This is a genomic window from Arthrobacter sp. 18067 (assembly GCF_902706295.1).
Classification (GTDB): Bacteria; Actinomycetota; Actinomycetes; order Actinomycetales; family Micrococcaceae; genus Arthrobacter.
On sequence record NZ_CACSJJ010000002.1, the window covers coordinates 32,699 to 59,603 of the forward strand.

General features: G+C 62.9%; 25 protein-coding genes. 20 read left to right on the top strand and 5 right to left on the bottom strand.

Features of this window, described 5'->3' with window-relative positions:
• The first annotated feature begins 18 nt into the window (after positions 1 to 18).
• From aroC to nusB, 6 genes are all read left to right on the top strand, one after another.
• Positions 19 to 1,218, top strand: coding sequence for a chorismate synthase (gene aroC / locus GVL04_RS02680; RefSeq protein WP_159699211.1), 1,200 nt, complete (start codon positions 19 to 21; stop codon positions 1,216 to 1,218).
• Entirely contained in the window at positions 1,218 to 1,784 is a 567-nt protein-coding gene (locus tag GVL04_RS02685; protein ID WP_268825349.1) for a shikimate kinase, read from the top strand. Before aroC ends, GVL04_RS02685 begins: the two co-directional genes overlap by 1 nt.
• The gene (gene aroB, locus GVL04_RS02690) at positions 1,781 to 2,872 is read left to right on the top strand and encodes a 3-dehydroquinate synthase (protein ID WP_159699218.1); all 1,092 of its coding nucleotides are present in this window, start codon (positions 1,781 to 1,783) and stop codon (positions 2,870 to 2,872) included. The genes GVL04_RS02685 and aroB overlap by 4 nt, the downstream gene beginning before the upstream one ends.
• Positions 2,869 to 3,390: a lipopolysaccharide assembly protein LapB gene (locus GVL04_RS02695; protein ID WP_159699220.1), complete on the top strand. Its 522-nt coding sequence runs from the start codon at positions 2,869 to 2,871 to the stop codon at positions 3,388 to 3,390. The genes aroB and GVL04_RS02695 overlap by 4 nt, the downstream gene beginning before the upstream one ends.
• Positions 3,391 to 3,546: 156 nt before the next feature.
• The gene (gene efp, locus GVL04_RS02700; RefSeq protein WP_159699223.1) at positions 3,547 to 4,110 is read left to right on the top strand and encodes an elongation factor P; all 564 of its coding nucleotides are present in this window, start codon (positions 3,547 to 3,549) and stop codon (positions 4,108 to 4,110) included.
• Positions 4,110 to 4,520: a transcription antitermination factor NusB gene (nusB, locus tag GVL04_RS02705; RefSeq protein ID WP_159699226.1), complete on the top strand. Its 411-nt coding sequence runs from the start codon at positions 4,110 to 4,112 to the stop codon at positions 4,518 to 4,520. The genes efp and nusB overlap by 1 nt, the downstream gene beginning before the upstream one ends.
• A gap of 69 nt (positions 4,521 to 4,589) precedes the next feature.
• On the opposite strand, the gene GVL04_RS02710 is transcribed toward nusB, so the two are convergent.
• Entirely contained in the window at positions 4,590 to 5,882 is a 1,293-nt protein-coding gene (locus GVL04_RS02710) for a PrsW family intramembrane metalloprotease (RefSeq protein ID WP_159699229.1), read from the bottom strand.
• Between the two features lie 110 nt (positions 5,883 to 5,992).
• Here GVL04_RS02710 and pyrR point away from each other — a divergent pair, with 110 nt between their 5' ends.
• The 13 genes from pyrR (at position 5,993) to GVL04_RS02775 (ending at position 20,993) form a co-directional block, all read left to right on the top strand.
• Positions 5,993 to 6,577 carry a bifunctional pyr operon transcriptional regulator/uracil phosphoribosyltransferase PyrR gene (pyrR, locus tag GVL04_RS02715; RefSeq protein WP_159699232.1) on the top strand — a complete coding sequence of 195 codons (585 nt, stop codon included), beginning with the start codon at positions 5,993 to 5,995 and terminating at the stop codon, positions 6,575 to 6,577.
• Entirely contained in the window at positions 6,574 to 7,581 is a 1,008-nt protein-coding gene (locus GVL04_RS02720) for an aspartate carbamoyltransferase catalytic subunit (protein WP_159699235.1), read from the top strand. The genes pyrR and GVL04_RS02720 overlap by 4 nt, the downstream gene beginning before the upstream one ends.
• Positions 7,581 to 8,906, top strand: coding sequence for a dihydroorotase (locus GVL04_RS02725; RefSeq protein WP_159699238.1), 1,326 nt, complete (start codon positions 7,581 to 7,583; stop codon positions 8,904 to 8,906). The genes GVL04_RS02720 and GVL04_RS02725 overlap by 1 nt, the downstream gene beginning before the upstream one ends.
• Positions 8,906 to 9,427 (top strand): hypothetical protein, encoded by a 522-nt coding sequence (locus tag GVL04_RS02730; RefSeq protein WP_159699241.1) that lies wholly within the window; start codon positions 8,906 to 8,908, stop codon positions 9,425 to 9,427. The genes GVL04_RS02725 and GVL04_RS02730 overlap by 1 nt, the downstream gene beginning before the upstream one ends.
• On the top strand, positions 9,408 to 10,649 hold the full coding sequence (gene carA, locus GVL04_RS02735) for a glutamine-hydrolyzing carbamoyl-phosphate synthase small subunit (RefSeq protein WP_159699244.1): 1,242 nt from the start codon (positions 9,408 to 9,410) through the stop codon (positions 10,647 to 10,649). The genes GVL04_RS02730 and carA overlap by 20 nt, the downstream gene beginning before the upstream one ends.
• Positions 10,649 to 13,957: a carbamoyl-phosphate synthase large subunit gene (gene carB, locus GVL04_RS02740; RefSeq protein WP_159699247.1), complete on the top strand. Its 3,309-nt coding sequence runs from the start codon at positions 10,649 to 10,651 to the stop codon at positions 13,955 to 13,957. Before carA ends, carB begins: the two co-directional genes overlap by 1 nt.
• Positions 13,950 to 14,825 (top strand): orotidine-5'-phosphate decarboxylase, encoded by an 876-nt coding sequence (gene pyrF / locus GVL04_RS02745; RefSeq protein WP_159699250.1) that lies wholly within the window; start codon positions 13,950 to 13,952, stop codon positions 14,823 to 14,825. The genes carB and pyrF overlap by 8 nt, the downstream gene beginning before the upstream one ends.
• Before the next feature lie 97 nt (positions 14,826 to 14,922).
• Positions 14,923 to 15,249: an integration host factor, actinobacterial type gene (mihF, locus tag GVL04_RS02750; protein ID WP_159699253.1), complete on the top strand. Its 327-nt coding sequence runs from the start codon at positions 14,923 to 14,925 to the stop codon at positions 15,247 to 15,249.
• A gap of 21 nt (positions 15,250 to 15,270) precedes the next feature.
• On the top strand, positions 15,271 to 15,843 hold the full coding sequence (gene gmk / locus GVL04_RS02755) for a guanylate kinase (protein WP_159699256.1): 573 nt from the start codon (positions 15,271 to 15,273) through the stop codon (positions 15,841 to 15,843).
• 39 nt (positions 15,844 to 15,882) lie between these two features.
• Positions 15,883 to 16,143 (top strand): DNA-directed RNA polymerase subunit omega, encoded by a 261-nt coding sequence (rpoZ, locus tag GVL04_RS02760; protein ID WP_017197559.1) that lies wholly within the window; start codon positions 15,883 to 15,885, stop codon positions 16,141 to 16,143.
• A 27-nt stretch (positions 16,144 to 16,170) separates the two neighbouring features.
• Entirely contained in the window at positions 16,171 to 17,421 is a 1,251-nt protein-coding gene (gene coaBC, locus GVL04_RS02765; RefSeq protein ID WP_159699259.1) for a bifunctional phosphopantothenoylcysteine decarboxylase/phosphopantothenate--cysteine ligase CoaBC, read from the top strand.
• Positions 17,422 to 17,496: 75 nt separating this feature from the next.
• Complete coding sequence (gene metK, locus GVL04_RS02770; RefSeq protein ID WP_159699262.1) at positions 17,497 to 18,726, top strand: methionine adenosyltransferase; 1,230 nt, start codon at positions 17,497 to 17,499, stop codon at positions 18,724 to 18,726.
• Between the two features lie 167 nt (positions 18,727 to 18,893).
• Complete coding sequence (locus GVL04_RS02775; protein WP_159699265.1) at positions 18,894 to 20,993, top strand: primosomal protein N'; 2,100 nt, start codon at positions 18,894 to 18,896, stop codon at positions 20,991 to 20,993.
• 7 nt (positions 20,994 to 21,000) lie between these two features.
• On the opposite strand, the gene GVL04_RS02780 is transcribed toward GVL04_RS02775, so the two are convergent.
• The 4 genes from GVL04_RS02780 to GVL04_RS02795 are packed head-to-tail and all read right to left on the bottom strand — an operon-like array spanning position 21,001 to position 24,912.
• Positions 21,001 to 22,083, bottom strand: coding sequence for a glycosyltransferase family 1 protein (locus GVL04_RS02780; protein ID WP_159699268.1), 1,083 nt, complete (start codon positions 22,081 to 22,083; stop codon positions 21,001 to 21,003).
• The gene (locus GVL04_RS02785) at positions 22,080 to 23,024 is read right to left on the bottom strand and encodes an alpha/beta fold hydrolase (protein ID WP_159699271.1); all 945 of its coding nucleotides are present in this window, start codon (positions 23,022 to 23,024) and stop codon (positions 22,080 to 22,082) included. The genes GVL04_RS02780 and GVL04_RS02785 overlap by 4 nt, the downstream gene beginning before the upstream one ends.
• Positions 23,025 to 23,033: 9 nt before the next feature.
• Positions 23,034 to 23,915, bottom strand: coding sequence for an aldo/keto reductase (locus tag GVL04_RS02790; RefSeq protein ID WP_159699274.1), 882 nt, complete (start codon positions 23,913 to 23,915; stop codon positions 23,034 to 23,036).
• 34 nt (positions 23,916 to 23,949) lie between these two features.
• Complete coding sequence (locus GVL04_RS02795; protein ID WP_159699277.1) at positions 23,950 to 24,912, bottom strand: sugar-binding transcriptional regulator; 963 nt, start codon at positions 24,910 to 24,912, stop codon at positions 23,950 to 23,952.
• Positions 24,913 to 25,034: 122 nt separating this feature from the next.
• Between GVL04_RS02795 and GVL04_RS02800 the strand changes: the two genes are divergently transcribed.
• Positions 25,035 to 26,819, top strand: a complete 1,785-nt coding sequence (locus GVL04_RS02800) for a glycerol-3-phosphate dehydrogenase/oxidase (RefSeq protein WP_159699280.1) — start codon at positions 25,035 to 25,037, stop codon at positions 26,817 to 26,819.
• The last annotated feature ends 86 nt before the right edge of the window (positions 26,820 to 26,905 follow it).

Here is a 26,905-nt window from a genome sequence, read left to right on the forward strand (position 1 = left end):
CATGGCAGGATTGGTTATATGTTGCGTTGGTTGACTGCCGGTGAATCCCATGGTCCGGCTCTGATCGGAATTGTTGAAGGCGTGCCCGCCGGTGTTGAACTCACCAGCGCGCAGATTCGTGACGCGCTGGCGCGTCGCCGCCTGGGGTATGGACGTGGTGCCCGCATGAAGTTTGAGCAGGACGAGGTCACCATCATGGGCGGCGTCCGTCATGGACTGACCCAGGGTGGTCCCGTGGCCATCCAGGTGGGCAACACGGAGTGGCCCAAATGGGAGCAGATCATGTCTGCAGACCCTGTGGACCCCGAAATCCTCGCCGACCAGGCCCGCAATGCGCCACTGACCCGGCCGCGCCCGGGCCACGCCGACTTCACGGGCATGCAGAAGTACGGCTTCGACGAAGCCCGCCCCGTCCTTGAGCGCGCCAGTGCCCGTGAAACTGCCACCCGCGTCGCTCTTGGTACCGTTGCCGCCCAGTTCCTGAGGCAGCTGGGCATCGAGCTGGTCAGCCACACTGTTTCCATTGCCAGCGTGACCGTCCCCGAGGGCCGGCCTCTGCCGTTGCCGCAAGACGTCCTTGCCCTTGACGCCGATCCCCTGCGGTGCTTCGACCGTGAGACTTCGGACGCGATGGTGGCCGAGGTGGATGCCGCGCACAAAGAGGGCGAAACCCTCGGTGGAGTGGTTGAGGTTCTCGCCTACGGACTGCCGCCGGGACTGGGCAGCTACGTGCACTGGGACCGCCGCCTTGATTCGCGGTTGGCTGCAGCCCTGATGGGTATCCAGGCAATCAAGGGTGTTGAGGTTGGCGACGGCTTCCTGACGGCTGCCCGTCGCGGTTCTGCTGCCCATGATGAGATCCTCAAGGACGAGAATGGCAAGATCAGCCGCCAGACCAACCGGGCCGGCGGTATTGAAGGCGGCATGAGCATCGGTGAGGTCCTGAGGGTCCGCGCTGCCATGAAGCCGATCGCAACCGTTCCGCGGGCTCTGCGAACCATAGATGTCAGTACGGGAGAGCCCGCCAAGGCCCACCACCAGCGTTCGGACGTTTGTGCAGTGCCCGCGGCCGGCGTCGTTGCCGAGGCCATGGTGGCTTTGGTTCTGGCTGAGGCTGTCGCCGAGAAGTTTGGTGGCGACTCCGTTGCCGAGACACAGCGAAACCTGCAGAGCTACCTCGACAGCATCCCGGCCACCCTGGACTCGGTCGGCCGGTAGTGGTCCGCCCTGTCCTGGATGGCTGTCCCGGCCGTCCCGTTGTCCTGGTGGGGCCCATGGCTGTCGGCAAGTCGGCCATCGGCCAGCAGCTGGCCCAGCAGCTCGGTCTCCCGTTTGTGGACACCGACGCTGTGGTGGTTGCTGCCCACGGCAGCATCGCTGATATTTTCGCGGGACGCGGAGAACACGCCTTCCGTGAAATCGAAGCGCGTGCGGTGGCGAAGTCAATCGAAAATGCCAAGGTTCAACCAGCCATCATTTCCCTCGGCGGGGGTGCAGTTCTTGACTCCGGCACCCAGCAACTGCTGGGGGAGTGCACAGTGGTCTACCTCGAGTGTGACGCAGAAACCGTTGCTGACCGGATCGCGCGGAACACGGGCAGGCCTTTGCTGCAAGGTGATGCGATGACCCGATGGGAGGCCTTGTTTGCCACGAGGCGTCCTGTCTACGAGCGTCTCGCGGACATCGTCATGGACGTCCGTTCCGGATCCGTGGCGGAAATCGGCCTCCACTTGGAGGAGCGGCTGCGCCAGCATGCAGCCTTGAAAGAGGAAGTTGAAAAGTGAGCAACGAAGCAACTGTCATCAAGGTGACTGGCCAGTCCGTCAATGAAAACTACGATGTCGTGGTTGGACGCGGCCTCCTGGAGACCTTGCCCGGGAAACTTGGTGAGCGTGTCCGGCGGGTTCTTGTCATCCACCCCCGCGCCCTCCGCCTGACGGGGGATACCGTCCGCGACGAGCTCGAAGCAGCTGGTTTTACCGCGCTCACGGCCGAAATCCCGGACGCGGAGGAAGGCAAGCACATTCAGGTTGCTGCCTTCTGCTGGCAAGTACTGGGTCAAAACGATTTCACGCGCTCCGATGCCATCGTGGCTGTCGGCGGCGGCGCTGTCACCGACCTCGCGGGCTTCGTGGCCGCTACGTGGCTCCGCGGGGTCAAGGTCATCCACATGCCCACCAGCCTGCTCGGCATGGTGGATGCCTCGGTTGGCGGGAAGACCGGCATTAACACCGCCGAGGGCAAGAACCTCGTGGGTTCCTTCCACCCTCCCGCAGCCGTCCTGGCAGATCTGGACACCCTCCAGACATTGCCTAAGAACGAGCTCATTTCCGGCATGGCGGAAGTCATTAAGTGTGGTTTCATCGCCGATCCCGTGATTCTTGACTTGGTTGAAAAGAACACCGACGCCGTTATGGACACTGGTTCGGATGTTGTCCGCGAACTTATTGAACGTGCCATCTCCGTGAAGGCCGAGGTAGTGTCCCAGGACCTCAAGGAATCCGGCCTCCGTGAAATCCTGAACTACGGCCACACCTTGGGACACGCCATTGAGCTGGTGGAACGCTACTCATGGCGCCATGGCGCCGCTGTCTCGGTGGGCATGATGTTCGCTGCGGAGTTGTCGCGCAGCGTGGGCCGGTTGTCCGATGTCGACGCAGATCGTCACCGCACCATCCTGGAAAGCCTGGGCCTGCCTACTACCTACCGTCGGGACCGTTGGCAGGGCCTGCTGGACGGCATGCGCCGGGACAAGAAATCCCGCGGCGACCTTCTCCGCTTCGTTGTCCTCGACGGCGTGGCCAGGCCCGGCATCCTGGACGTTCCCGACACCTCACTCTTGTTTGCGGCCTACCAGGAGATCGCATCATGAGTGCCGCAGTCCGTGAGGGCGTGAGCGATTGGCCGACTGCCGGCTTCCCGGGCGTCCGAATGAACCCGGACACGCTGCTGCCTGTGGTCGTCAACGAGGAAGTCATGGAATCTGCGCTTGCAGCGTCGGAAGACCCTGCTGACCGCATCATGGCCTTGTTGCTTGAAAACCAGCCCAAGGAGGCCGCCGAGTTGCTGGCTGAGGCCCGTTACAAAGATCCTGAGTCATTCCGCCTTCGAATCTTCGAAGCCGAAGTCCACCGGGCCACCAACCGCCTTGACCGGGCTGTGCAGTTGTTCCGGCAGTTGCTTCACGAGGTTCAGGGGAGTTCCAAGGAAGCGATCGTTCATCAGTATTTGGGGCGCGCTTATTTCGTGAGCGGCAACGCCCTTGCAGCGTCCGAGGAGTTCTCCAGGGCGCTGGACCTGAGGGTGTCCATGGCTGCCGATGCGGCGCTGATCTATTCATCAGCCGTAGCCCTGCAGCGGGCCCGCAACGTACTCGAAGTTGCCTGCTGAAAGCTGCTCAGATCCCCGTTCGCAGGCCCCCGGCTTATTTGCCGGTAGAATGGTTCTTGGATTTTTGATAAATACGCGCTGGCGGGCCGTTTGGCATGCCTGCCTGGCATAGACGAACTGGCAGCTTGAACCAGTGAGAGAAACCTGAGGATACGAGTGGCAACCACAAACGACATCAAGAACGGGACCGTACTGAAGCTCGAGGGCCAGCTCTGGAACATCATCGAGTTCCAGCACGTCAAGCCGGGCAAGGGCGGCGCGTTCGTCCGTACCAAGATGCGCAACGTCATGTCCGGCAAGGTGGTCGACAAGACCTTCAACGCCGGCCTTAAGATCGAAACCGCAACGGTTGACCGCCGTGACTACCAGTACCTGTACCAGGATGGCGAAGACTTCGTCTTCATGGACACCCAGGACTTCGACCAGATCACCGTCACCGGTGCAACTGTCGGCGACGCCACCAACTTCATGCTCGAAAACCAGATGGTCAACATCGCCATCCACGAGGGCAACCCGCTGTACATCGAACTGCCCCCGAGCGTCGTCCTCGAAATCACCTACACGGAGCCGGGCCTTCAGGGCGACCGCTCCTCGGCAGGCACCAAGCCGGCCACTGTTGAAACCGGCTACGAGATCCAGGTTCCGCTGTTCGTTGAGCAGGGCACCAAGGTCAAGGTCGACACCCGCGATGGCAGCTACCTGGGTCGGGTCAACGACTAGTGAGCGCACGCGGTAAAGCCCGTAGCAGGGCTCTTGAAGTACTCTTCGAGGCGGAGCAGCGCTCCGTTTCGGCTTTCGACGCGATGACCGCGCGCCGGGAGAAAACCGACTTGATCATCAACCCCTACACGGTGGAAATCGTTGAGGGCGTTGTTTCCATGCAGGCAACCATCGATGAGTTCCTGCAGACGTACGCCCAAGGGTGGACGTTGGAGCGGATGCCCTCAGTAGACCGCATCATTCTTCGCATCGGCGCCTGGGAGCTCCTCTACAACGATGAGGTTCCGGATGGCGTGGCGGTCAGCGAAGCCGTTGCCCTCGCCAAGACGATGTCCACGGACGAGTCCCCGGCCTTCATCAATGGCCTCCTTGGCCGTCTGCAGAAGCTCAAACCGTCACTTCTCGCCTAGGTTCATCGCCGGGCTTAAACGCATAAGGACCCGCTTCACAGGAGACTGTGGAAGCGGGTCTTTTTTGCGTTACTGGAGTACTGCCGCCCTGAGGCCCGGGATGCTGCGGAGATGTTCAAGCTCATCGTGCTGGTGAACATGGACGTCACGGCCGCTAAGTATCCGTTGACGTGTGAACGCCAACGCGGTGGCCCCCTTGATGAAAGCCCTCATCTGAGGCCCACGGCCGCGGGACGATGCCCAGCGAACGGCATGCTTGCGGCCCTTCGCAGTGGCGAGCATTTCCACTTCGGCCGGAGTGAACCACCCCGCCCGGGCATACTCCATGAGCCGCTGCCGCGTGAGTTTCCCTTCAGCAACCCGGAGCAGGATGATGCCCACAGCGGCGACCAGGAAAATCGGCACCTGGACTACGAAGTACTCCACCAGGAAGTCCTGGCCCATGCTGTTCCAGCGGTTGTGCAGGAACATTGCGGGCAGCAAACCGATGAAGAACGCCAAAACGGCATAACCTGGGTGCCACTTCCGGGCCGCGAAGCCCATGATCAAGCCGGTTGTTCCCGTGAAGACCGCATGCGCAAAGGGCGACATGACGCCGCGGAGGATGAAGATGCGTACCAGGTCCGTGCCCGGATCCGTTGACGAGGCAATTTCCCGTCCGAAGTACAGGATGTTCTCTGTGAAGGCGAAACCGGCAGCAATGGTGAATGCGAACACCACCCCGTCCACCGGACCATCGAAGTACTTCCGAGCGGCCAGGATCAATACCAGCAACCCCAGCGACTTAGTGAATTCCTCCACGATGGGCGCCTGCACCGTGGCCATGAAATAGGTGAATGCTTCTTCGCTGCTGGTGGGCGCGGCAAGGGCGAAGAGAGGCTGTATGAGCAGCGTCCCGGCAATGGAAACAGCGGCACCCCACGTGAAGGCGAACCACAGGAGCCTTTTCGGTTCAGGCTCCCACCGGTCAATAAGGCGAACTGTCAGCAGAACCACCGACAAGGGAATCAAGGAAGCAATAAAACCAACGACAAAGCCGGTGACGCCCGTGTTGCCCAGCAGGAACGGCACCACCAGGAGGAGGCTGGCAAGGGCCAGCACTGCGCCCGCGATGACCAAGGGCAGTGTGCCCAACGAACGGCCGCGTGGTGCTGGTGGCATGGCCCAGGTTTGCTGGGGGAGCGATGTCGGATTTCCCGGCGCGGGCTGGAAGTTCCCTGGTTGGACACGGCCAATCCATGTGGGGTTGGCGGCAGGTTCCAGATAGGGCCGCGGATAGGGTTGTCCGCCAGGCTGCCCGTTCGGGTTCATGGTCATGGGCAAGAGCCTATTCCACGGCAGGGAGTGTGAGCTTAAACTCATGTCCGGCTTCGGCTGAGGGTGAGGTCGGTAAGTGCCATTGTGGTAGCTTTGAAAAGCAAATATTCCTTTTTTAATTCCGTCCCGTGAGGCGGGGAAAGGGGAGACGAGCGATGACTGAAGTCACTTCAGCGCACGTGCCGTCGCGGGTTGTTCTCAATCAGGCGGACATTGATCGTGCGCTCACTCGTATCGCCCACGAGATCCTCGAAGCCAACAAAGGCTCCCAGGACCTGGTTCTTTTGGGCATTCCCAGCCGCGGCTATCCTTTGGCCGTGCGGCTTGCCAACAAAATCGCAGCAGCCGACCCCTCGGTCAACGCCGAAACGATTGTTGGCCAACTGGATGTCACCATGTTCCGTGACGATCTCTCCCACCAGCCCACGCGGCCCCCTCGCCACACCCGGCTGCCATTGTCCGGCATCGACAACAAAGTAGTTGTCCTGATCGACGACGTCCTGTATTCGGGCCGAACCATCCGCGCCGCCTTGGACGCCCTGGTGGACCTTGGCCGCCCACGGATTGTCCGCTTGGCTGTGCTGGTGGACAGGGGCCACCGCGAGCTCCCCATTCGCGCAGACCACGTGGGCAAGAACCTGCCCACCTCCTCCGCGGAAAAGGTCCGCGTCCATCTTGAGGAAATCGACTCCGTGGACGGTATGCCCGTCAACGAAGTAGTTATTGAGGCAGGCAAGTGAAACACCTCCTTTCCACAGAAAACCTCAGCGCTTTTGATGCCATCCGTGTCCTGGATACAGCAGAAGAAATGTCCGCTGTGGGCGAGCGTGAAGTGAAGAAACTGCCGGCCCTGCGCGGCCGCACCGTGGTCAATCTCTTCTTCGAAGACTCCACCCGCACCCGTATCTCCTTCGAAGCAGCAGCAAAACGCCTGTCAGCAGACGTCATCAACTTCGCCGCGAAGGGATCTTCGGTGTCCAAGGGGGAGTCCCTCAAGGACACGGCACAGACCCTGGCCGCCATGGGCGCGGACGCCGTCGTTATTCGCCATTGGGCTTCCGGCGCGCCGCACCGCCTCGCCGCCACGGACTGGATCGACGCAGCCGTCATCAACGCCGGTGACGGCACCCACGAACACCCAACGCAGGCGCTTCTGGATGCCTTCACGATGCGCCGGCACTGGTCGCGGGTCAACGGCACAGAGTCCACCGGTGCGGACCTCAGGGGCATGCGGGTAGCGATTGCCGGCGATGTCCTGCACTCACGTGTTGCCCGGTCCAACGTTTGGTTGTTGAAGACACTTGGCGCCGAGGTCACGCTGGTGGCGCCCCCCACGCTGCTGCCGATCGGCGTCGAGCACTGGCCTTGCAAGGTCAGCTACGACCTGGACCAGACTCTTGAAGCCGGCATCGACGCCATGATGATGCTGCGCGTCCAGGGTGAGCGGATGAACGCTTCGTTCTTCCCCTCCACCCGCGAGTACTCCCGCCGCTGGGGATTCGACGACGCCAGGCTCCGTGCGTTGGATGACCTCGGAATGAAAGACACCATCATCATGCACCCGGGTCCCATGAACCGGGGCCTGGAAATTTCTTCGGCCGCCGCTGATTCGCCGCGATCCACTGTGCTTGCCCAAGTGCGCAACGGCGTTTCGGTCCGCATGGCCGCCCTGTACCTGCTGCTCTCCGGGGATTCCCGCGGAGCAGCCTCGAACGTAAGCCAGTCCAGCAAGGAGACCAACTGATGGCCGAGAACACCTACCTGATTCGTGGGGCCGCCATCCTCGGCGGCGAAGCCGAGGACCTGCTGATCCGCGACGGCATGATCGAAGCCCGCGGCAAGGACCTTGCGGCTGAGGGTGCCACCGTCATCGATGCCGCGGGCCTCGTCGCCCTCCCCGGCATGGTTGACGTGCACACCCACCTGCGCGAACCTGGCCGCGAAGACGCCGAAACGGTGGAAACCGGTACCCGCGCCGCCGCCTTGGGTGGTTTCACAGCCGTCCATGCGATGGCCAACAGCAACCCGGTGGCCGACACTGCGGGCGTTGTGGAACAGGTCCACAGCCTGGGCCGCGCGTCCGGCTGGGTGGATGTCCGCCCCGTGGGTGCAGTCACCGTGGGCCTGGCCGGTGAGCAGCTCGCCGAGCTGGGCGCCATGGCCGACTCCCGGGCCCAGGTCCGCATGTTCTCCGACGACGGTATTTGCGTCCACGATCCCGTCATCATGCGCCGTGCGCTGGAGTACGTGAAAGCGTTCGACGGCGTCGTGGCCCAGCACGCGCAGGAACCGCGCCTTACCGCCGGGGCACAGATGAACGAAGGCACTGTCTCTGCAGTGCTCGGGCTTACTGGCTGGCCTGCTGTTGCCGAGGAAAGCATCATCGCCCGCGACGTCCTGCTGACCCAGCACGTCGGTTCCCGCCTCCACGTCTGCCACGTCTCCACCGCTGGATCCGTGGAAATTGTGCGCTGGGCCAAGGCACGGGGAATCAACGTCACTGCCGAGGTCACCCCCCACCACCTCCTCCTTACCGATGAACTGGTCCGCAGCTATGACCCCGTCTACAAGGTCAACCCGCCGCTGCGTACCGATGCTGATGTACAAGCGCTGCGCGAGGGCCTCGCCGACGGCACCATCGATGTCGTCGGTACGGACCACGCCCCGCACCCCAGCGAGCATAAGGAATGCGAGTGGGCGCAGGCGGCGATGGGCATGACCGGCCTGGAAACCGCACTTTCGGTGGTCCAGGAGACCATGATTGAAACCGGCCTCATGTCGTGGGCCGACTTCGCGAGGGTCACCTCCTTCACTCCGGCGGTCATCGGCCGCGTCGCTGATCAAGGCCGTCCCTTGGAAGTTGGCGAACCCGCCAACGTCATTCTGGTGGACCCGGCTGCGCGTTGGACGGTTGACCCCCATAAAATGGCAACCATGGGCCGCAATTCACCGTTCAAGGGCAAGGAGCTGCCCGGATCCGTCGTTGCCACCTTCTTCAAGGGCCACCCCACGGTCCTTGACGGCAAGCTCAACACCCCGTACCGGTACCCGGCAGTCAGCAGCAATTAATGGACAACCAGACACTTACCGTGCTGATCACGGTGCCGCTGATTGTCGTCGTTTTGGCGATGATCTGGTTGGGGTGGCGAAACAGGCTCAGGCGACAAGCCGACGTCGAACGCCTTCCCGAGGTGCCGGAGCAGCTGACGCCGGCCACCGTCGTCGCGGAAGGGCAGTACGTTGCCACCACCACGGCAGGGGACTGGCTGGACCGGATCGCGGTTCAGGGCCTTGGCATCCGGACCAACGCGGAACTGAGCATCCACGCCGAAGGCGTGCTGTTCGACCGCTCCGGCGCCGCCCCCGTCTTCATCCCGCGCGCCGCGGTAGTGGACAGTCGTGAGTCCAACGGCATGGCAGGGAAGTTCGTCGAGAAAGACGGACTCCTGGTCATCAGTTGGAAGCTCGGCAGCCGGGAACTGGATACAGGATTCCGGTCCAGGCACGCAGCCGACAAGCAGCTCCTCCTCGAAGCCCTTCAGGATTTGATCTCCGCAGCCCCTCAGGCAGATGCCGATAGTGGAAAGTAATAAAGTGACGGATAGTAAAGCAGCCACCACACCCACCTCCTCAGCAGCAGTGCTGGTGCTCGAAGACGGCCGCATGTTCCGCGGCCGCAGCTACGGCGCCCAGGGAACCGCGCTCGGTGAGGCCGTCTTCGCCACCGGCATGACCGGCTACCAGGAGACCATCACCGACCCCTCCTACGCACGCCAACTGGTAGTCCAGACGGCCCCGCACATTGGTAACACCGGCGTCAACAGCGAAGACGCTGAGTCCCGCCGTATCTGGGTTGCCGGATACATCGTGCGCGACGCCGCCCGCCGTCCGTCCAACTGGCGCTCCGAACGGAGCCTCGACGACGAATTGGTGGAGCAGGGCATTGTTGGCATCCAGGGTGTCGACACCCGCGCCATCACCCGCCACCTCCGCGAGCACAAGACCATGCGGGCCGGCATCTTCTCAGGTGAGGCCGCTCAGGTATCCGACAAGGAACTGGTCGATGCTGTCCTGGCCAGCGCCCCCATGGAAGGTGCAGCGCTGGCGGAGGAAGTCTCCATCGATAAGGCATACGTTGTCGAGCCCAAGGACCACGGCTGGGAAGGCGAACCGCGGTTCTCCATTGCCGCCGTCGACCTCGGCATCAAGGCCATGACACCGGTTCGCTTCGCCGAGCGCGGTGTGCGCGTCCACGTCCTGCCGGCCACGTCCACGCTGGAAGACGTCAACGCGGTCAACCCGGACGGATTCTTCATGTCCAACGGACCTGGCGACCCGGCCACGGCTGATCACCAGGTTTCCCTGTTGCGCTCGGTGCTGGACGAGAAGCTGCCGTACTTCGGTATCTGCTTCGGCAACCAGATCCTCGGCCGCGCACTCGGCTTCGGCACCTACAAGCTGCGCTATGGTCACCGCGGCATCAACCAGCCCGTCATGGACCGTCGGACCGGCAAGGTGGAAATCACCTCGCAGAACCACGGCTTCGCCGTCGATGCGCCGATGAACGGCGCCACGGTGGCTCCCGAAGAGCGCTACGGGCGGGTTGAAGTCAGCCACGTTTCGTTGAATGACGACGTCGTTGAAGGACTCGCCTGCCTCGACATCCCGGCGTTCTCGGTCCAGTACCACCCCGAGGCCGCGGCCGGCCCGCACGATGCCGCGTACCTGTTCGATCGCTTCATCGATCTCATGGCTGAGACGAAGTCCGGCGCCGCCAACACCACCGATTCCAAGACTGAGGACACGAAGTAATGCCCAAGCGTACAGATCTCAAGAGCGTCCTTGTCATCGGTTCCGGACCCATCGTCATCGGCCAGGCGGCCGAGTTCGACTACTCCGGTACCCAGGCACTGCGCGTCCTCAAGGAGGAGGGCCTGCGCGTCATCCTCGTGAACTCCAACCCGGCCACCATCATGACGGACCCCGAGTTCGCCGATGCCACCTACGTTGAGCCCATCACCCCGGAGGTGGTGGAAAAGATCATCGCCAAGGAGCGTCCGGACGCCATCCTGCCCACACTGGGTGGCCAGACGGCACTGAACACAGCCATCGCGCTGGACAAGAACGGCGTGCTGGAGAAGTACAACGTGGAACTCATCGGCGCGAACATCGCTGCCATTGAGCTCGGCGAAGACCGTGAGAAGTTCAAGGGTGTCGTGGAGCGTTGTGGCGCGGAGTCTGCCCGTAGCCACATCATCCACACCATGGACGAGGCCTTCGCTGCTGCGGAAGACCTCGGCTACCCGATGGTGGTCCGTCCTTCCTTCACCATGGGTGGCCTGGGCTCCGGCCTGGCCTACAACGAAGACGACCTTCGCCGCATCGTGGGCCAGGGCCTCCAGTACAGCCCCACCACCGAGGTCCTGCTCGAAGAGAGCATCCTCGGCTGGAAGGAGTACGAGCTTGAGATGATGCGCGACAAGAACGACAACGTCGTTGTTGTTTGCTCCATCGAGAACTTCGATCCCGTAGGTGTCCACACCGGTGATTCCATCACGGTTGCTCCGGCGCTGACCCTCACCGACCGCGAGTACCAGAAGCTCCGGGACGTATCCATCGCGGTTATCCGCGAGGTAGGCGTGGACACCGGTGGCTGCAACATCCAATTCGCCATCGACCCCGCCACAGGCCGCGTCGTGGTCATCGAAATGAACCCGCGCGTGTCGCGTTCTTCTGCCCTGGCATCGAAGGCAACCGGCTTCGCCATTGCAAAGATCGCCACCAAGCTCTCCCTGGGCTACACCCTGGACGAGATCCCCAACGACATCACGCAGAAGACGCCGGCTTCTTTCGAGCCGACGCTCGACTACGTTGTGGTCAAGGTTCCCCGCTTCGCCTTCGAGAAGTTCCCGGCAGCAGACAACACTCTGACCACCACTATGAAGTCGGTGGGCGAAGCCATGGCCATGGGCCGCAACTTCACCGAGGCCCTGCAGAAGGCCCTGCGCTCCCTCGAGCAGAAGGGGTCCCAGCTGGACTTCAGCTCCGTGCCCGAATACGAGGTTGCAGAGCTCATCGAGAAGGCCAAGCGCCCCACCACGGACCGCTTGCACCAGGTGCAGCGTGCGATGCTGGGCGGCGCCAGCGTGGAGGACCTCTTCGAGGCCACCAAGATCGATCCGTGGTTCCTGGACCAGCTGCAGCTTCTCAACGAGACCGCGCAGGAGATCCGCAAGGCAGGCGTGCTTACCGAGGAAATGCTGCGCAACGCCAAGCGCCACGGCTTCTCCGACGAGCAGATCGGTGCCTTGACGCACAACAACGAGGCTGTGGTTCGTGGTGTCCGCCAGGCCTTGGGCATTCGTCCGGTCTACAAGACGGTAGACACTTGTGCCGCTGAGTTCGCCGCCTACACGCCCTATCACTACTCCTCTTATGACGAGGAAGACGAAGTAGGCCTGCACTCCAAGCCGTCCGTGATCATCCTCGGATCGGGTCCCAACCGCATTGGCCAGGGCATCGAGTTCGACTACTCCTGTGTCCACGCCTCCATGGCACTGCGCAAGGCCGGCTATGAGACCGTCATGGTCAACTGCAACCCGGAAACTGTCTCCACCGACTACGACGTCTCCACGCGCCTGTACTTCGAACCGCTGACACTCGAGGACGTCCTTGAGGTCATTGCGGCCGAAGAACGCACGGGTGGCGTCATGGGCGTCTTCGTGCAGCTCGGTGGACAGACTCCGCTGAAGCTGGCGCAGCAGCTGGCCGACGCAGGTGTGCCGATCCTGGGAACCTCGCCGGAAGCAATCGACCTCGCCGAACACCGTGGCGCGTTTGCCCGCGTACTGGACGAAGCAGGCCTGACCTCCCCGAAGAACGGCACCGCCGTTTCCTTCGAGGACGCCAAGAAGATCGCTGACGAGATCGGCTACCCCGTCCTGGTGCGGCCTTCGTATGTCCTTGGCGGCCGTGGCATGGAGATCGTCTACGACGAAGCCAACCTCTCCCGCTACATCGCCAACGCCACGGAAATCACCCCGGACCACCCGGTGCTCATCGACCGCTTCCTCGAAGACGCCGTCGAAATCGACGTCGACGCTCTCTTCGACGGCACTGACATGTACCTCGGCGGCATCATGGAGCACATCGAAGAGGCCGGTATTCACTCCGGTGACTCCGCGTGTGTCCTGCCCCCGATTACCCTCGGCAACAACGTGATCGAGCGAGTGCGTACGGCTACCCGCGCCATTGCCGAAGGCGTGGGCGTCCGCGGCCTCATCAACATCCAGTTCGCGTTGGCCTCAGACGTCCTGTACGTCCTTGAAGCCAATCCGCGCGCCTCCCGCACCGTTCCGTTCGTCTCCAAGGCAACGGGCGTGCAGATGGCCAAGGCTGCTGCCCTCATCGGCACCGGCGTGACCATCAACCAGCTCCGCGGCGCCTACAAGATGCTGCCGGAAACCGGCGACGGTTCCACCCTGCCCTTGGACGCCCCCGTGGCCGTCAAGGAAGCGGTTCTTCCGTTCAGCCGCTTCCGCACTCCCGAGGGCAAGGTTGTCGACTCCCTTCTCGGCCCGGAAATGCGCTCCACCGGTGAAGTCATGGGCATCGATAAGCACTTCGACACAGCGTTCGCCAAGAGCCAGGCCGCTGCGAACAACGCCTTGCCGACAGAGGGCAAGATCTTCGTCTCGGTGGCCAACCGCGACAAGCGCTCGGTCATCATGGGCGTCAAACGCCTCTCAGACCTGGGCTTCGAGATTGTCTCCACCGGTGGCACGGCCGACGTCCTTCGTCGCAACGGCATTCAGGCGACTCCGGTCCGCAAGGTGGCCGAGGGCAGCAGCGCCGAAGGCGAAGGGACCATCGCGGACCTGGTCATCGCGGGCGAGATCGACATGGTCTTCAACACGCCCTCCGGCGGCGAAGCCCGCAGCGATGGTTACGAGCTCCGTGCTGCAGCGACTTCCATCGGCATTCCCTGTATCACTACCGTCGCCGAATTCAATGCCGCGGTGCAGGCCATTGAGGCGCTGCGCACCTACGAGTGGTCCGTGACCAGCTTGCAGGAGCACGCAGTGAACCTGGCAGCAGCAGTGGAAGCGGCCAATGCCTGAGTCTGCTGAAGCACAGCAAGGGCAGCAGCCGGTCCGGGAGTCCTTTGGCTCCCGGCTGGCTGCCGCCATGGCCGCGCGCGGTCCGCTCTGTGTCGGAATCGATCCGCATCCGCAGCTCCTGGCTGAATGGGGATTGAACGACGACGCCGCAGGGCTGGAGCGCTTCTCGCTGACGGTCGTGGAGGCAGTGGGTTCCCTCGCTGCCGCGGTCAAACCGCAGGTGGCGCTGTACGAACGTCATGGGTCGGCTGGAATGGCTGTCCTGGAGCGTACGCTGGCCGCCTCAGCCGAGGCCGGCGTACTGAGCATCGCTGACGCCAAGCGTGGTGACATCGGTTCCACGATGGCCGCCTATGCCGATGCCTGGCTGCGTGACGGGTCATCCTTGGCCGCGGACTCGGTGACTTTGAGCCCATACCTTGGGTTTGAGTCGCTGCGTCCGGCGCTGGAGCTCGCGGCCCAGTACGGCAGGGGAGTGTTCGTGCTTGCGCTGACGTCGAACCCTGAAGGAAAGTCGGTCCAGCATGTTGGCGGAAGCGATTCCGTTGCCCGCCGGATCGTAGCTGCCGCGACCGCTGAGAACCAGCGCTATGCCGGCGCCCTTGGTTCGGTTGGCCTGGTGGTAGGCGCCACGATTGGGTCGGCCCTGGAGGATCTGGACATCGATCTTGGTCCAGTTCGTGGCGCCATCCTGGCTCCGGGGCTCGGTGCCCAGGGCGCTACGCCGGCCGATCTCCGTGCGACCTTTGGTGACGCGTATTCCAGCGTCTTGGCCACCTCCAGCCGAGGGATCCTGGCTGCTGGTCCTGCCGTTGCAGCGCTGCGTGCCGCAACCGAGGAGACACTGGACGGGCTTCGCTCGGAGTAAGTTGCCAAGCCTCATTGCGCAACCGGGCCCCTGCCGGTAGGTTCAGGATCAGTCCGCGTGATCTGGATCACAATCTCGATCTGACAGGGGTTTGGCAGTGGGCCTTAAAGAGCTGACACCACAGGAGCGTTCCGATGCGTTGGAGAAGGCTGCCAGGGCGCGGGCGGTGCGTGCCGCCGCCAAGGAACGGCTCAAGCGCGGCGAGCTGAGTATTGCGGAGTTGATTTCGTCGAGCTCAACAGACGAGGCGATTGCGCGCATGCGTGTGGTGGAACTCCTGGAGGCGCTGCCGGGCATTGGGCCCGTCAGGGCGGCTGGGATCATGGCGGAGATTGGCATCGCCGGATCCCGCCGGATCAGGGGCCTGGGAATTCACCAGGCCCGGGCGCTGGTAGATTTTATGGATACCCAGCAAAGCGTGTAACGCATCTCCCCGAAGGAATCCGTGAGCAAGAAACCCGGACTGACTGTCCTTGCAGGCCCCACTGCCGTTGGCAAGGGAACCGTATCCACCTACATCAGGGACAACTATCCGGAGGTTTGGCTCTCGGTCTCGGCGACCACCCGGGCGGCGCGTCCCGGGGAAACGGACGGCGTCCACTACTTCTTCAAGTCTGCCGAAGAATTTGATTCCCTGGTGGCTGACGGGGAACTGCTGGAGTGGGCCGTCGTCCATGGCCAGAACCGCTACGGCACGCTCCGCAGCACCGTTGATGCGGCCATCGCCGACGGCAAGTCCGTGTTGTTGGAGATCGACCTCCAAGGTGCCCGCCAAGTCAAAGCGGCGGTCCCGGACGCGAATTTTGTGTTCCTGGCACCGCCCAGCTGGGATGAAATGGTCCGCCGGCTGGTGGGCCGCGGCACGGAAACTCCCGAGGAACAGCAGCGCAGGCTGGAAACCGCTAAACTGGAACTTGCTGCTGAACCGGAGTTTGACCACACCGTCATCAATGACGACGTTCGCCGGGCAGCGGACGAGCTTGTTTCACTCATGGGGCTTACCCCGCACGGGCGCTAAGCGCTTGCATTTGTTGGCCCGCTAAAATTTGGAGAATTCGTGTCCACGAACCTTGAAGGCATCATCAACCCGCCGATCGATTCGCTGCTTGAGGCTGCTGATTCCAAGTATGGCCTGGTCATCTTCGGCGCCAAGCGTGCGCGCCAGATCAACGCCTACTACGCCCAGCTGCACGAGGGCCTGTTCGAGTACGTCGGCCCGTTGGTTGACACCAAGCTGAACGAGAAGTCGCTCTCGATCGCACTGCGCGAGATCAACGAAGGTCTTTTGGTTTCCACGCCGATCGAGCCCGCAGAATAAAACAGACTGCCTGTTGACGGAGGTCACGTGCGCATAGTCCTCGGAGTCGGGGGAGGGATCGCAGCCTACAAGGTTGCATCGCTCCTCCGGCTTTTTACTGAAGCCGGTCACAAGGTGACGGTCATTCCCACCGAAGCTGCTACCCGGTTTGTCGGGGTGGCCACCTGGGAAGCGCTCTCGGGCAACCCGGTGAGCAACAGCGTCTTTGACGATGTCGAGAAGGTCAACCATGTCCGGTTGGGTCATGAGGCAGACTTGATCGTGGTTGCCCCGGCGACTGCCGACCTCCTGGCAAAAGCAGCCACGGGACAAGCGGGCGACCTCCTCACCAACACTCTGCTCATGGCCCACGGGCCGGTGCTCTTCGCTCCGGCAATGCACACGGAAATGTGGCAGCATGCCGCTACGCAGGCCAACGTGGAAACACTGCGGAGCCGCGGCGTGACTGTCCTTGAACCTGCGTCCGGGAGACTCACTGGTTCTGACTCCGGTCCCGGCCGTCTGCCTGAGCCCGAGGCGATCTTTGCCGCTGCCATGGCATTGGCTGAGTCCGCAGTCGGCGCTACGGCTTCGCCTGCGGCGGAAAAGCCCCTGGCTGGCCGCATCGTAACGATCTCCGCCGGTGGAACCAGGGAGGCGCTGGACCCTGTCCGCTTCCTGGGTAATCGTTCCTCGGGCAAGCAGGGCGCGGCACTGGCCGCAGCTGCTTTGGCTGCCGGCGCGACGGTCCGGTTCCTGGCTGCGCATATGGACGTCGAGGCCCCCGCGGGCGTCGAGCTTGTCCGGGTTGAGTCAGCCTTGGAACTGCGCGAAGCAGCGCTGAAAGCGGCAGTGGATTCCGACGTCGTTATCATGGCGGCCGCCGTTGCGGATTTCCGCCCGGCGGAGTTCTCGGATACCAAGATCAAGAAGGTCGACGGCGAGGACGCACCTGTGGTGCGGCTGATCCGGAACCCGGACATCCTTCACGAGCTTGTTGAGCGGCGGAACGCTGAGGGCGGCCAGCAACTGATCGTCGGGTTTGCAGCTGAAACGGGCGACGCCCAAGGAGATGTCCTTGAACACGCCACAGCAAAGCTTAAGCGCAAGGGTTGCGACCTCCTGGTGGTCAATCAGGTGGGCATTGGCCGCGTCTTCGGCCAGGACGAGAACTCCGTGGTCATTCTGTCCGGCCACGGTGCCGAGCCACAGTCGGCCGCCGGCTCCAAGTCCGACGTCGCCGCCGCCGTGGTGGACCGCGTTGGGGCCGAGCTCGCACGCGTCTTCCCGGCCCTGTAACCGAGCCCACACCGAATTCTTAGCATAGGGACACACGGCAGATGCCGCCGTCCCGCAACCCAGTAAGGTGGTCGAGTGACTTTACCGCTGCACCATGAACCCCATGGCACCCCGTCCAAGCTCCGGCTCTTCACTTCCGAGTCGGTCACCGAAGGGCACCCGGACAAGATTTGCGACCAAATCAGCGACGCCATCCTTGATGCACTGCTGGCCGCTGATCCTGAGTCCCGCGTGGCCGTTGAAACCATGGCCACTACCGGCTTGGTGCATGTGGCTGGTGAGGTCACCACCGACGCTTATGTGGAGATTCCGCAGATTGTCCGCGAGACCATCCTCGGCATTGGCTACGACTCTTCCGCCAACGGCTTCGACGGTGCACGCTGTGGTGTCTCCGTGTCCATCGGACAGCAGTCCAATGACATTGCGGGCGGCGTTTTCAACTCGCTGGAGGCCCGTGAAGGCCGCCAGGAAGACGATTACGACCTCCAAGGCGCCGGCGACCAGGGCATCATGTTCGGCTACGCCAGTGATGAGACTGCCTCGTACATGCCCACCCCCATCTGGCTCGCCCACCGCTTGTCGGAACGACTCACCGAAGTCCGTAAGAACGGCGAGTTGGCATATCTCCGCCCGGACGGCAAGACCCAGGTCACGGTTGGATACGACGGCGACCGTCCGGTTTCGGTGGAAACTGTTGTCATCTCCAGCCAGCACGCTGAGGAAGCGAGCCTTGAGCAGCTCCGGGCCGATCTCGCCAGCTACGTGATCGAGCCCGTTCTGTCGGCGTCGAACCTTGATCTCTCGCGCACAGCGAACATCCTGAACCCTGCCGGTGCCTTCGTCATTGGCGGCCCGGTAGGCGACGCCGGCCTCACCGGACGCAAGATCATCGTCGACACCTACGGTGGGTTCTCCCGCCATGGCGGAGGCGCGTTCTCCGGCAAGGATCCGTCCAAGGTCGACCGCTCGGCTGCCTACGCCATGCGGTGGGTAGCCAAGAATGTTGTGGCCGCCGGACTGGCCAAGCGTGCCGAGATCCAGATTGCCTACGCCATTGGCCAGGCCCGCCCCGTCGGAACGTACGTAGAGACCTTTGGTACGGAGACCGTGGATCCGGCCCGTATCAGCGAGGCCATCGACGAACTCTTCGACCTTCGTCCCCGCGCCATCATCGATGCCCTGGACCTCAAGCGGCCCATCTACGCCAAGACGGCAGCCCACGGTCACTTTGGCCGCGACGAGCCCGACTTCACGTGGGAGCGCCTGGACCGGGTGGCTGACCTGAAGGAATACTTCAACGCCTGATCGCTGGTACTTCCGGTTGGTCCCGCCGCTGATGTTGTTTTGTCGGTGGTTCGTGGTTGGCTGGAGCCAGAGAGATGCCCGCAGCGGGATAATCCCGCTGCGGGCATTCTGCGTTGATGGTGTGCGGTGGTTGACCGCGTAGTGAGGATGAGGTGGAGGTGAAAGGCATGGCAGGACGCGAGGTCCAGCCGTCACTGCTCCAGCCGTCGTTGTTGCAAGGTTTTCCTGACCGTGCGCCGATCAACGGTCCACCCCTTGCCACAGAGAATCCCGTGGCGCGCGTGGTGCTTGAGTCGTCAGTGCCCCATTTGGATAGGCCGTTCGACTACAGCGTGCCGGCCGAACTCTCCGACTCCGCCGTCCCGGGCGTCCGGGTGAAGGTCAAATTCAACGGACAGGAACTCAACGGTTACATCATTGAGCGGCGTGCAGACTCGGCTGCGGCCCACCCGCTGACAACGCTCCATAAAGTGGTATCTCCGGTGGCTGTCTTGACTCCGGCCGTTGCTGAGTTGGCCGGTACCGTTGCTGCCCGGTACGCCGGTACGCTCAGCGATGTTCTCCGGACGGCTGTTCCTCCCCGTGTTGCCAAGGTGGAGAAGGAATTACTTGCCGGGGGGTTGGGCGGCGACGTGGCGGATCTGAAGCCGTTCACGGATGCCCACATCTGGGCGGCGTACTCCAACGGAACGCAGTATTTGCAGCACCTTGCCAGTGGCGGTTCGCCCAAGGCTGTCCTCACAGCCCTTCAGGGATTCGGGCCTGAAGGGTGGCCGGCTCTCATTGCTTCAGCCGTTGCCACAGTCCGTTCCTCCGGGCGGGGCGCTGTGGTGGTAGTGCCGGATTATCGGGATCTTGAGCAGTTGGAGACCGCACTGACCAAAGTCCTGCCGTCTTCGGACGTTGCACGACTCACCGCGGACGACGGCCAGACGCCCCGCTACAGGAACTTCCTGCGGCTTTTGAGCGGTGCGGCCGGGGTTGCCATCGGCACTCGTTCGGCTGCGTACGCGCCCGTCAAGGATCTTGGTCTAGTGGTGTGCTGGGATGACGGCGACGACCTCCACATCGAGCAACGTGCCCCTTACGCCCATGCTCGGGAGATCCTACTGCTGCGCGCGGAGCAGGAGGGGGCGGCGTGCCTTATGGCCTCCCACAGCCGCAGCACTGAACTCCAACGCCTCGTTGAAATGCAGTGGGCAGTCCCTATTGACGCGCCGCGCACGAGAATCCGTTCCACGGTGCCAAGGGTCCTCAACACGGCGGACAGCTTCGAACAGGAACGTGATCCGTTGGCACGTATCGCGCGACTGCCCGGTGCTGCCTGGCGCGCCGCCAAGGAGGGTTTGGAACGTGGACCGGTTTTGGTGCAAGTGGCCCGGGCCGGCTACGCACCGTCATTGGTGTGCGAGACGTGCCGTGAGCTTGCCCGCTGCAACGCCTGCCAAGGGCCCCTGGCAGTCTCCAGCAGTTCCGCCATACCCGCATGCCGTTGGTGCTCCACACCGGCTCCCCAATGGCGCTGCGCGCATTGCAGCGCGACCAAGCTGCGCAAGGGCGCAACGGGCGTTATGCGGACGGCCGAAGAACTGGGGCGGGCTTTCCCGGGCAAGGCCGTCGTGACCTCTTCAGGTGAGCACATCAAGGCAAGAGTGCCTGATGCTTCCGCCCTGGTAGTGGCCACGGTTGGAGCTGAGCCGGTGGCTGCCCATGGCTACGCGGCCGCTTTGCTGTTGGACGGAAATTCGCTCCTCCGACGCGAAAACCTCAGGGCAGGGGAGGACACTGTTCGCCGGTGGTTCAATGCCGCTTCCCTCGTGAAGCCGGCAAGCCAAGGGGGCCTCGTGGTCATCACCGCTGACGATACCGCCGCCACGGGGGCACTCCTGCGGTGGGACGCCCCCGGCTATGCGTCACGGGAGCTGGCCCTGCGGAAGGAACTGCAACTGCCCCCGGCGGTCAGGGTGGCCTCGGTGACCGGATCAAGGGCCGACGTCGGACATTTTGCCGACGCTTTCGAGGCCAGTGCTGCGCGTTCCCCGGGCACCAGGCTCCGCAGTGCGGGGCCTGCTCCTGTGCAGCTGTTCTCGGGCGCTTCCCAAGCGAACACCGGCGAGGTGGATGCGGACGTCCGGACGCTCTACTTCATTCCATACGCTGATGCCGCGGAGACCACGCGGGCGCTGCGGGCCGTCAAGGCAGCCAACGCGGCGAAGCGCACTTCAGGTCCTGTACAGCTTCGCTTGGACGGCGTTGACGTGCTGTAGCGGCCAGCTAGGCCTTTCGCTTGCGCAATGCTACGACTTCCTCGGCGGCTGCAAGAAGTTGCCGTGCCGATTCGTCCCAGTTGAAGTCTGACGCGCGCTCCACCGATCTGCGGGAGCGCTGCTGCCAAAGACTGTCGCTGCCCAGTGCGGTCACTGCTGCCGCGAACTCCGTGGGTGATTCCGGGTCGACATAGCTGACGGCGTCGCCGCCCACTTCCCGGAAGATCGGGATGTCGCTGGCGATCACCGGAGTTCCCAAGGCCATCGCTTCTACCAAGGGCAGGCCGTATCCCTCCGCACGGGAAAGGCTGATAAGCGCAGTTGCCCGGACGAGGAGTTCGTCGTACTCGGCGTCCGTGACGCCGTTGTGGAACTGGACTTTGGCTCCGTGGGGAACCAAAGCCTCCAATTCCGCCTTGCGCTGCGGGGTGATCCTGCTGAGGAGATGAAGGGTGTAGTCCGGCAGGCCGGCCATGCCCCGGATCATGGTTTCCACGTTTTTGTACGGCATGAACGAACCCATGTACAGCAGGGTCTTCTCGGCGCCGGCGGCGGGACCGCGTGGCGTCTGGCCTGGTTGGGGAGCGTTGCCCACAATCCGCACGGGCCGTTTGGTCAGCTTGTATTTGGCTATCAAAGCTTCAGTGGTGCGGCTGATAGTGGCCACCACGTCCGCCCGGTTCAGCAAGAGACGCTGCGGCCAGAAAGCCTTGTGGTAGAGCCTCCACAGCAGGCGTACTGGTGCGGGGAGGAAGCCGGGGGGAGTCGGGTGCTCGTAGTAGATGAGGTCGTGCAGTGTGAGGACCAGGCCGTAACGCCGCCCCAGGGTTCCCATGGTCTGCATTGGACACACCACTACGTCGGCGCCGAGGGGATTAACGCGCCGGGCCACGAACAACTCCAACGGGGACAACGGGCTGTTGACCATCACATAGGGGACGTCCGGCAACAGTGCGAGTTGGCGTTTGTCGCTGATCAGCATGGTGACATCCGCGATCTTGGATGTGGCGGCTATGAGGCTGGAACCGTAGCGGCTGATGCCATCGTGGTGGTCCGTTCTGGTAAAGCGGGCGTCGATGACAATTTTCACGCGGGATGTTCCTCCAGGAAGGTGCGGATGGCTGCTGCCGCCGGAACCGGCGTCTCATAGTGGATCAAATGTCCGACGCCGGGAATGACTTCCAGCGTTGCGTCCGGCAGGCGCTCCATGAGTTTGTGCTGGTTGGGAAGGGTGGCGATCTCGTCTTTTTCGCCGGCGACAAGGAGCACTGGAAGGGTCAGCTGCTCGGCAACCTCGGCCACGTGTCCGGAAACAGAGGCTTTGAAGGATTCAAGCAGGCATTGCCGGTCCGCGAACGCGCTGAAGTAGGCATCGTGCTGTCCGTGGATGAAACGGCGCAGATCCTTGTCCTTGGTTTTGGCCATCGTGATGCTCATGATCCGGACGATCGCCCGGTTGCGGAGGACTGCCAGTCCCAAGCGGCGCGGGAGCTTGGCTGACACCTGGTAGTACAGGACGGCAAGTTTGGTCATGATTCCCTTGGGACCTTCCAGTGCCGGTGCGGCAATGGGGTTGATCAGGATCAAGGGATAGACAGCGCCTGGGTGCGAGGCCGCGAAATGGCTGGCCACGATCGAACCAAAGGAGTGTCCCAGCAACACAGTCCTGGGTCCCAGCCCGAGGGCGGCCATGAAGCCGGTAATGAAACGGCCGTAGCGTTCAACACTATGCTCGGCATCGACGAACGGTTCCGAGCTTCCGAAAGCCGGCAGGTCCGGCATGATGATGCGCATTTCCGGAAGCTGGTCCGCGACGCGCAGCAGGCCGTGGTGGTCTCCACGGAACCCATGGATGACCAGGATGGTGCGGGTCGCTGGGGTCACGGTCACTGGTTCGTAGGTCCAGTAGGCAACATTGCTGCCATCGACATCCACGTCCGAAGCGTGCGTGCGTCCCGTCAGTGACTTGCTGAAGAATTCGCTGGGGGCCTGCGCGCCGTCAGGCGAATGCGCGGTGTCCACTCTTTCCATACGGTGGTCCTAATTCACATTGTCCGGGTGCGACCCGGTCCGGTGGTGGCGTTCGAGTCCTGCGATGCCATCCATGTCGGTGGCGTCCAGTTCGAAGTCGAAGATGGCAAAGTTTTCCTTGATCCGTCCCGCAGAGCTGGCTTTGGGAATGACGAGGTTCCCCAGTTGAAGATGCCAGCGGAGAATGACCTGCGCCGGCGTCCTGTTGTACTTCTCCGCCAACGCCACGATGGCGGGGTCAGCCAGGACCTGTCCGCGGCCGAGCGGGCTCCAGGCCTCCGTGGCGATTCCCAACTGGTCATGAAAAGTCCGCAACCGGGTCTGCTGGAGCCAGGGGTGCAACTCGACCTGGTTCACGGCAGGTACAACCTCGGCCTTCTGCATGAGTTCTTCAAGGTGCCCGGGCTGGAAGTTGGATACGCCGATCGCCCGCACTTTGCCTTCCCTGTACAGGGTTTCCATTGCCTTGTATGTCTCCGCAAACAGCCCCCGGCCCGCGCAAGGCCAGTGAATGAGGTAGAGGTCCACGTAGTCGAGACCAAGGTTTGAGATGGAGGTGTCGAACGCCCTGAGGGTGGCATCGTAGCCTTGGTCGTCGTTCCAGACTTTGGTGGTGACGAACAGGTCCTCGCGTGAGAGGGTGTGCACCGATTCCCCGGAACCACCGGTGCCGTTGTTGGCTGCCGCCGCATCTCCAACTGCGCCCCCGATGCCGCGGCCCACACCTACCTCGTTGCCGTACATGGCTGCTGTATCGAAGCGTCTGTAACCTTCGCCCAAGGCGGTAGCTACTAAGTTATCGGCGTCTTTGGGCGGAACCTTATAGAGGCCAAATCCCAGGCGTTCCATTTGTACGCCGTTGTTCAATGTCAGCCGGGCTGGGGATCTCATAGCAACGACTCTACCCATTCCGTGCACGAATGCCTCAGGCATGGCCGTTGAAACTGACCAGTCGTCGGGCGGAAGCTTCGTCCAGGATGAGGTCCGTGGCCAACCCTGCCGCCAGCGCCCCCTGGAGCCCATTGATCTTCGAAGCTCCGGACACGACGCAAATCCGGCGCCTGACTTGACGGAGTTGTTCGTGGCTGGGGCCGGTGGACCGCTCGTTAAGGGTGATGCCGTCCGAGGACCCATCACTGCGGAAGAAGACGGTGGCGACGTCGCCCACCACGTCGTCGGCAGCCAACACGGTGAGGTCGTGTTCATCGAGGTAACCTCCGGCATATACGTGACTTGGGTAGTCCGAATCGACCGATCCGACCCCGAATATTGCGATGCTCATGCGGTCCTGCAAATCCAGGATGCGTTGAACGCTGCGCTCATTCCACATCGCCGTCTTGGTGGATGCGTGGTCAAAAAATGCCGGCACGGGGAACTGTTCCACTCGCGCGCCATACGCACTGCCGAAGCGACGCATGATGTCGCTGGCGTAGGTAATGCCGGTGGTTTGCATGTTTCCTGCGCCGTTGAGCTGGACCACGATGCTGTCGTGGGTCACCTTGCGCGTGAGGTGGCGGCTGACGGCGCTGAGTGTTGCACCCCATGCCACCCCAATGATGGCGTTCGAGTCCACTAGAGGTCCGATAGTTCGTGCTGCCTGCATGGCCACGCGGTCCAGGGTCTCCGCCTCGTTGAGGGTGTCCAGGACCGGGACAACGTGGACATCGACGCCGTACTGGCTCCGGATCTGGCTTTCCAGTTCGGGTCCGGTGTCGAATGGGCTCCGGATCTGGACCTGGACCAAGCCTGTTTCCCGGGCTGAGGACAGCAGCCGGGACACCGTGGAGCGGGAGGTCCGCAACTCGCGGGCAATCGCATCCATGGTCAGGTCCTGCAGGTAATACATCTGTGCAGCCCGGAGCGCATCCGAGTGACGTGATCGTGCCATCTCATTTCCTTACTGCACGTTTGTGCAAATAGCTTGACTCCATTTTCCACCTTCGCAAGATTAGTGGTGAACGGTGCAGCAGCGAGTGGCGCGGCGCACGAACCAAGCCCAAGGGAGCAGTTTTGGGACACAACAGGATTTCCGGTACCTCACAGCACGCACAGCAGCGCGACTCCGTCGTTGCACTGCAAGAGCGGCCCTCGGCAAAGGTACTCATCATCGGCGGTGGCATCAATGGTGTTGGGACTTTCCGCGACCTCGCCCTGCAGGGCGTCGACGTCGCGCTTGTTGAACGCGGTGACTACTGCCAAGGCGCCAGCGGCGCCTCGTCCCACATGATCCACGGCGGCATCCGCTACCTCGAAAACGGCGAATTCCGACTCGTCCAGGAATCAGTGGTTGAACGCAACCGGCTCCTGCGGATCGCACCGCACTACGTCAAGCCGCTTCAGACCACCATCCCGATCTACAGCACGTTCTCCGGCATCCTCTCCGCGCCAATGCGCTTCCTTACCCACAAGCAGGGCAAGCCCAAGGAACGCGGAGCGTTCCTTATCAAGGTTGGCCTGAGCATGTACGACTTCTTCTCCCGTGACGGCGGCAGCGTTCCGCGCCACCAGTTCCGTGGCCGGACCAAGGCCCTTGCCGAGCTTCCCAAGCTGAACTCCGGAATCAAGTACGCAGCAACCTACTTCGATGCCTCCGTTCACAACCCGGAACGCCTGACCCTGGACGTCTTGCAGGATGGCGAGAAGGCAGGACGCGGCGGGGGACTTCCGGGAGGAAGCGCCCGCGCCAGCAACTACGTTTCCCTCGTCTCCATGGGCCCGGACGGAGTCCTGCTCCGCGATGAACTGACCGGCAAGGAATTCGAGTTCCAGGCCGACGTCATCGTCAACACCACCGGTGCCTGGGTAGACCTCACCAACCAGGCCATGGGCGCCGTCAGCAAGTTCATGGGCGGCACAAAGGGCTCCCACATCGTGTTGGACCACCCTGAACTCCTTGCAGCGTGCAACGGCCGGGAGATCTTCTTCGAGCACACAGACGGCCGCATCGTCCTGATCTACCCCATGGGTGACCGCGTGCTGGTCGGAACAACAGACGTGGACGCGGATATGTCCGAAGACGCCGTGTGCACGGACGAAGAGATCGACTACTTCTTCGACCTCGTCGGTCATGTGTTCCCTACCATCAAGGTTGAGCGCGAGCAGATCGTTTACAGCTTCGCCGGTGTCCGTCCCCTGCCGCGCCACGACGAAACCCAGCCGGGGTTCGTCTCACGCGACTACCGCATCGAACGCAGCGTCCGCACCGGCAGCGATGCCGCCGCAACGCCAGGCGGTAAGGCCGCCGTCGTACTCAGCCTGGTGGGCGGCAAGTGGACCACGTTCCGCGCGCTGGCCGAACACATGACCAACGACGTCCTCCGCGAACTGGGCATGGAACGCAAAGTCTCGACGGCGAAACTCGCCATTGGTGGCGGCGCAGGCTTCCCGGCCACTGAACAGGGCGAGCAGGAATGGATCAAGAAGCACATGGGGCCCGGCCTGGACGCTGACCGCGTGGCTGTGCTGCTGACCCGGTACGGAACCCGCGCCGACGCCGTCATCGAGTACCTGAACGCGGGCCACGACGCGCCGCTGCGCTCCACCCGCGAATTGAGTGTCCGGGAACTGGCATTCATGGCCGAGCACGAGCAAATCGGGCACTTAGTGGATGTCCTCATCCGCAGGACATCGCTTGCCTTCCGAGGCCTGGTTACAGGGGAGTTGCTCAACGAAATTGCCGCGGCGCTGGCAGAGCCGCTTGGGTGGGACGCTGCTGCCCGCGAAGCGGAAATCCGCCACGCCCAGGAAGTACTGCAGCGGTTCCACAAGGTTGACGTGCACAGTCTCGTAGCCTGACACCAAGCAGCGGAAAAAGCTTGACCGTCCCGGCGTGCGGCAGGGGCGGAATGGGGTAGGTGGGCCCGACAGGGGATCACCGCACC

Excerpts from the sequence above, each read along its gene's own strand:
- carB (WP_159699247.1), top strand. The coding sequence starts at position 10,649 with ATGCCCAAGCGTACAGATCTCAAGAGCGTCCTTGTCATCGGTTCCGGA.
- GVL04_RS02730 (WP_159699241.1), top strand. The coding sequence starts at position 8,906 with ATGGACAACCAGACACTTACCGTGCTGATCACGGTGCCGCTGATTGTC.
- GVL04_RS02695 (WP_159699220.1), top strand. The coding sequence starts at position 2,869 with ATGAGTGCCGCAGTCCGTGAGGGCGTGAGCGATTGGCCGACTGCCGGC.
- GVL04_RS02725 (WP_159699238.1), top strand. The coding sequence starts at position 7,581 with ATGGCCGAGAACACCTACCTGATTCGTGGGGCCGCCATCCTCGGCGGC.
- pyrR (WP_159699232.1), top strand. The coding sequence starts at position 5,993 with ATGACTGAAGTCACTTCAGCGCACGTGCCGTCGCGGGTTGTTCTCAAT.
- GVL04_RS02775 (WP_159699265.1), top strand. The coding sequence starts at position 18,894 with ATGGCAGGACGCGAGGTCCAGCCGTCACTGCTCCAGCCGTCGTTGTTG.
- GVL04_RS02710 (WP_159699229.1), bottom strand. The coding sequence starts at position 5,882 with ATGAGTTTAAGCTCACACTCCCTGCCGTGGAATAGGCTCTTGCCCATG.
- GVL04_RS02785 (WP_159699271.1), bottom strand. The coding sequence starts at position 23,024 with ATGGAAAGAGTGGACACCGCGCATTCGCCTGACGGCGCGCAGGCCCCC.
- aroC (WP_159699211.1), top strand. The coding sequence starts at position 19 with ATGTTGCGTTGGTTGACTGCCGGTGAATCCCATGGTCCGGCTCTGATC.
- carA (WP_159699244.1), top strand. The coding sequence starts at position 9,408 with ATGCCGATAGTGGAAAGTAATAAAGTGACGGATAGTAAAGCAGCCACC.
- GVL04_RS02795 (WP_159699277.1), bottom strand. The coding sequence starts at position 24,912 with ATGGCACGATCACGTCACTCGGATGCGCTCCGGGCTGCACAGATGTAT.
- pyrF (WP_159699250.1), top strand. The coding sequence starts at position 13,950 with ATGCCTGAGTCTGCTGAAGCACAGCAAGGGCAGCAGCCGGTCCGGGAG.
- GVL04_RS02790 (WP_159699274.1), bottom strand. The coding sequence starts at position 23,915 with ATGAGATCCCCAGCCCGGCTGACATTGAACAACGGCGTACAAATGGAA.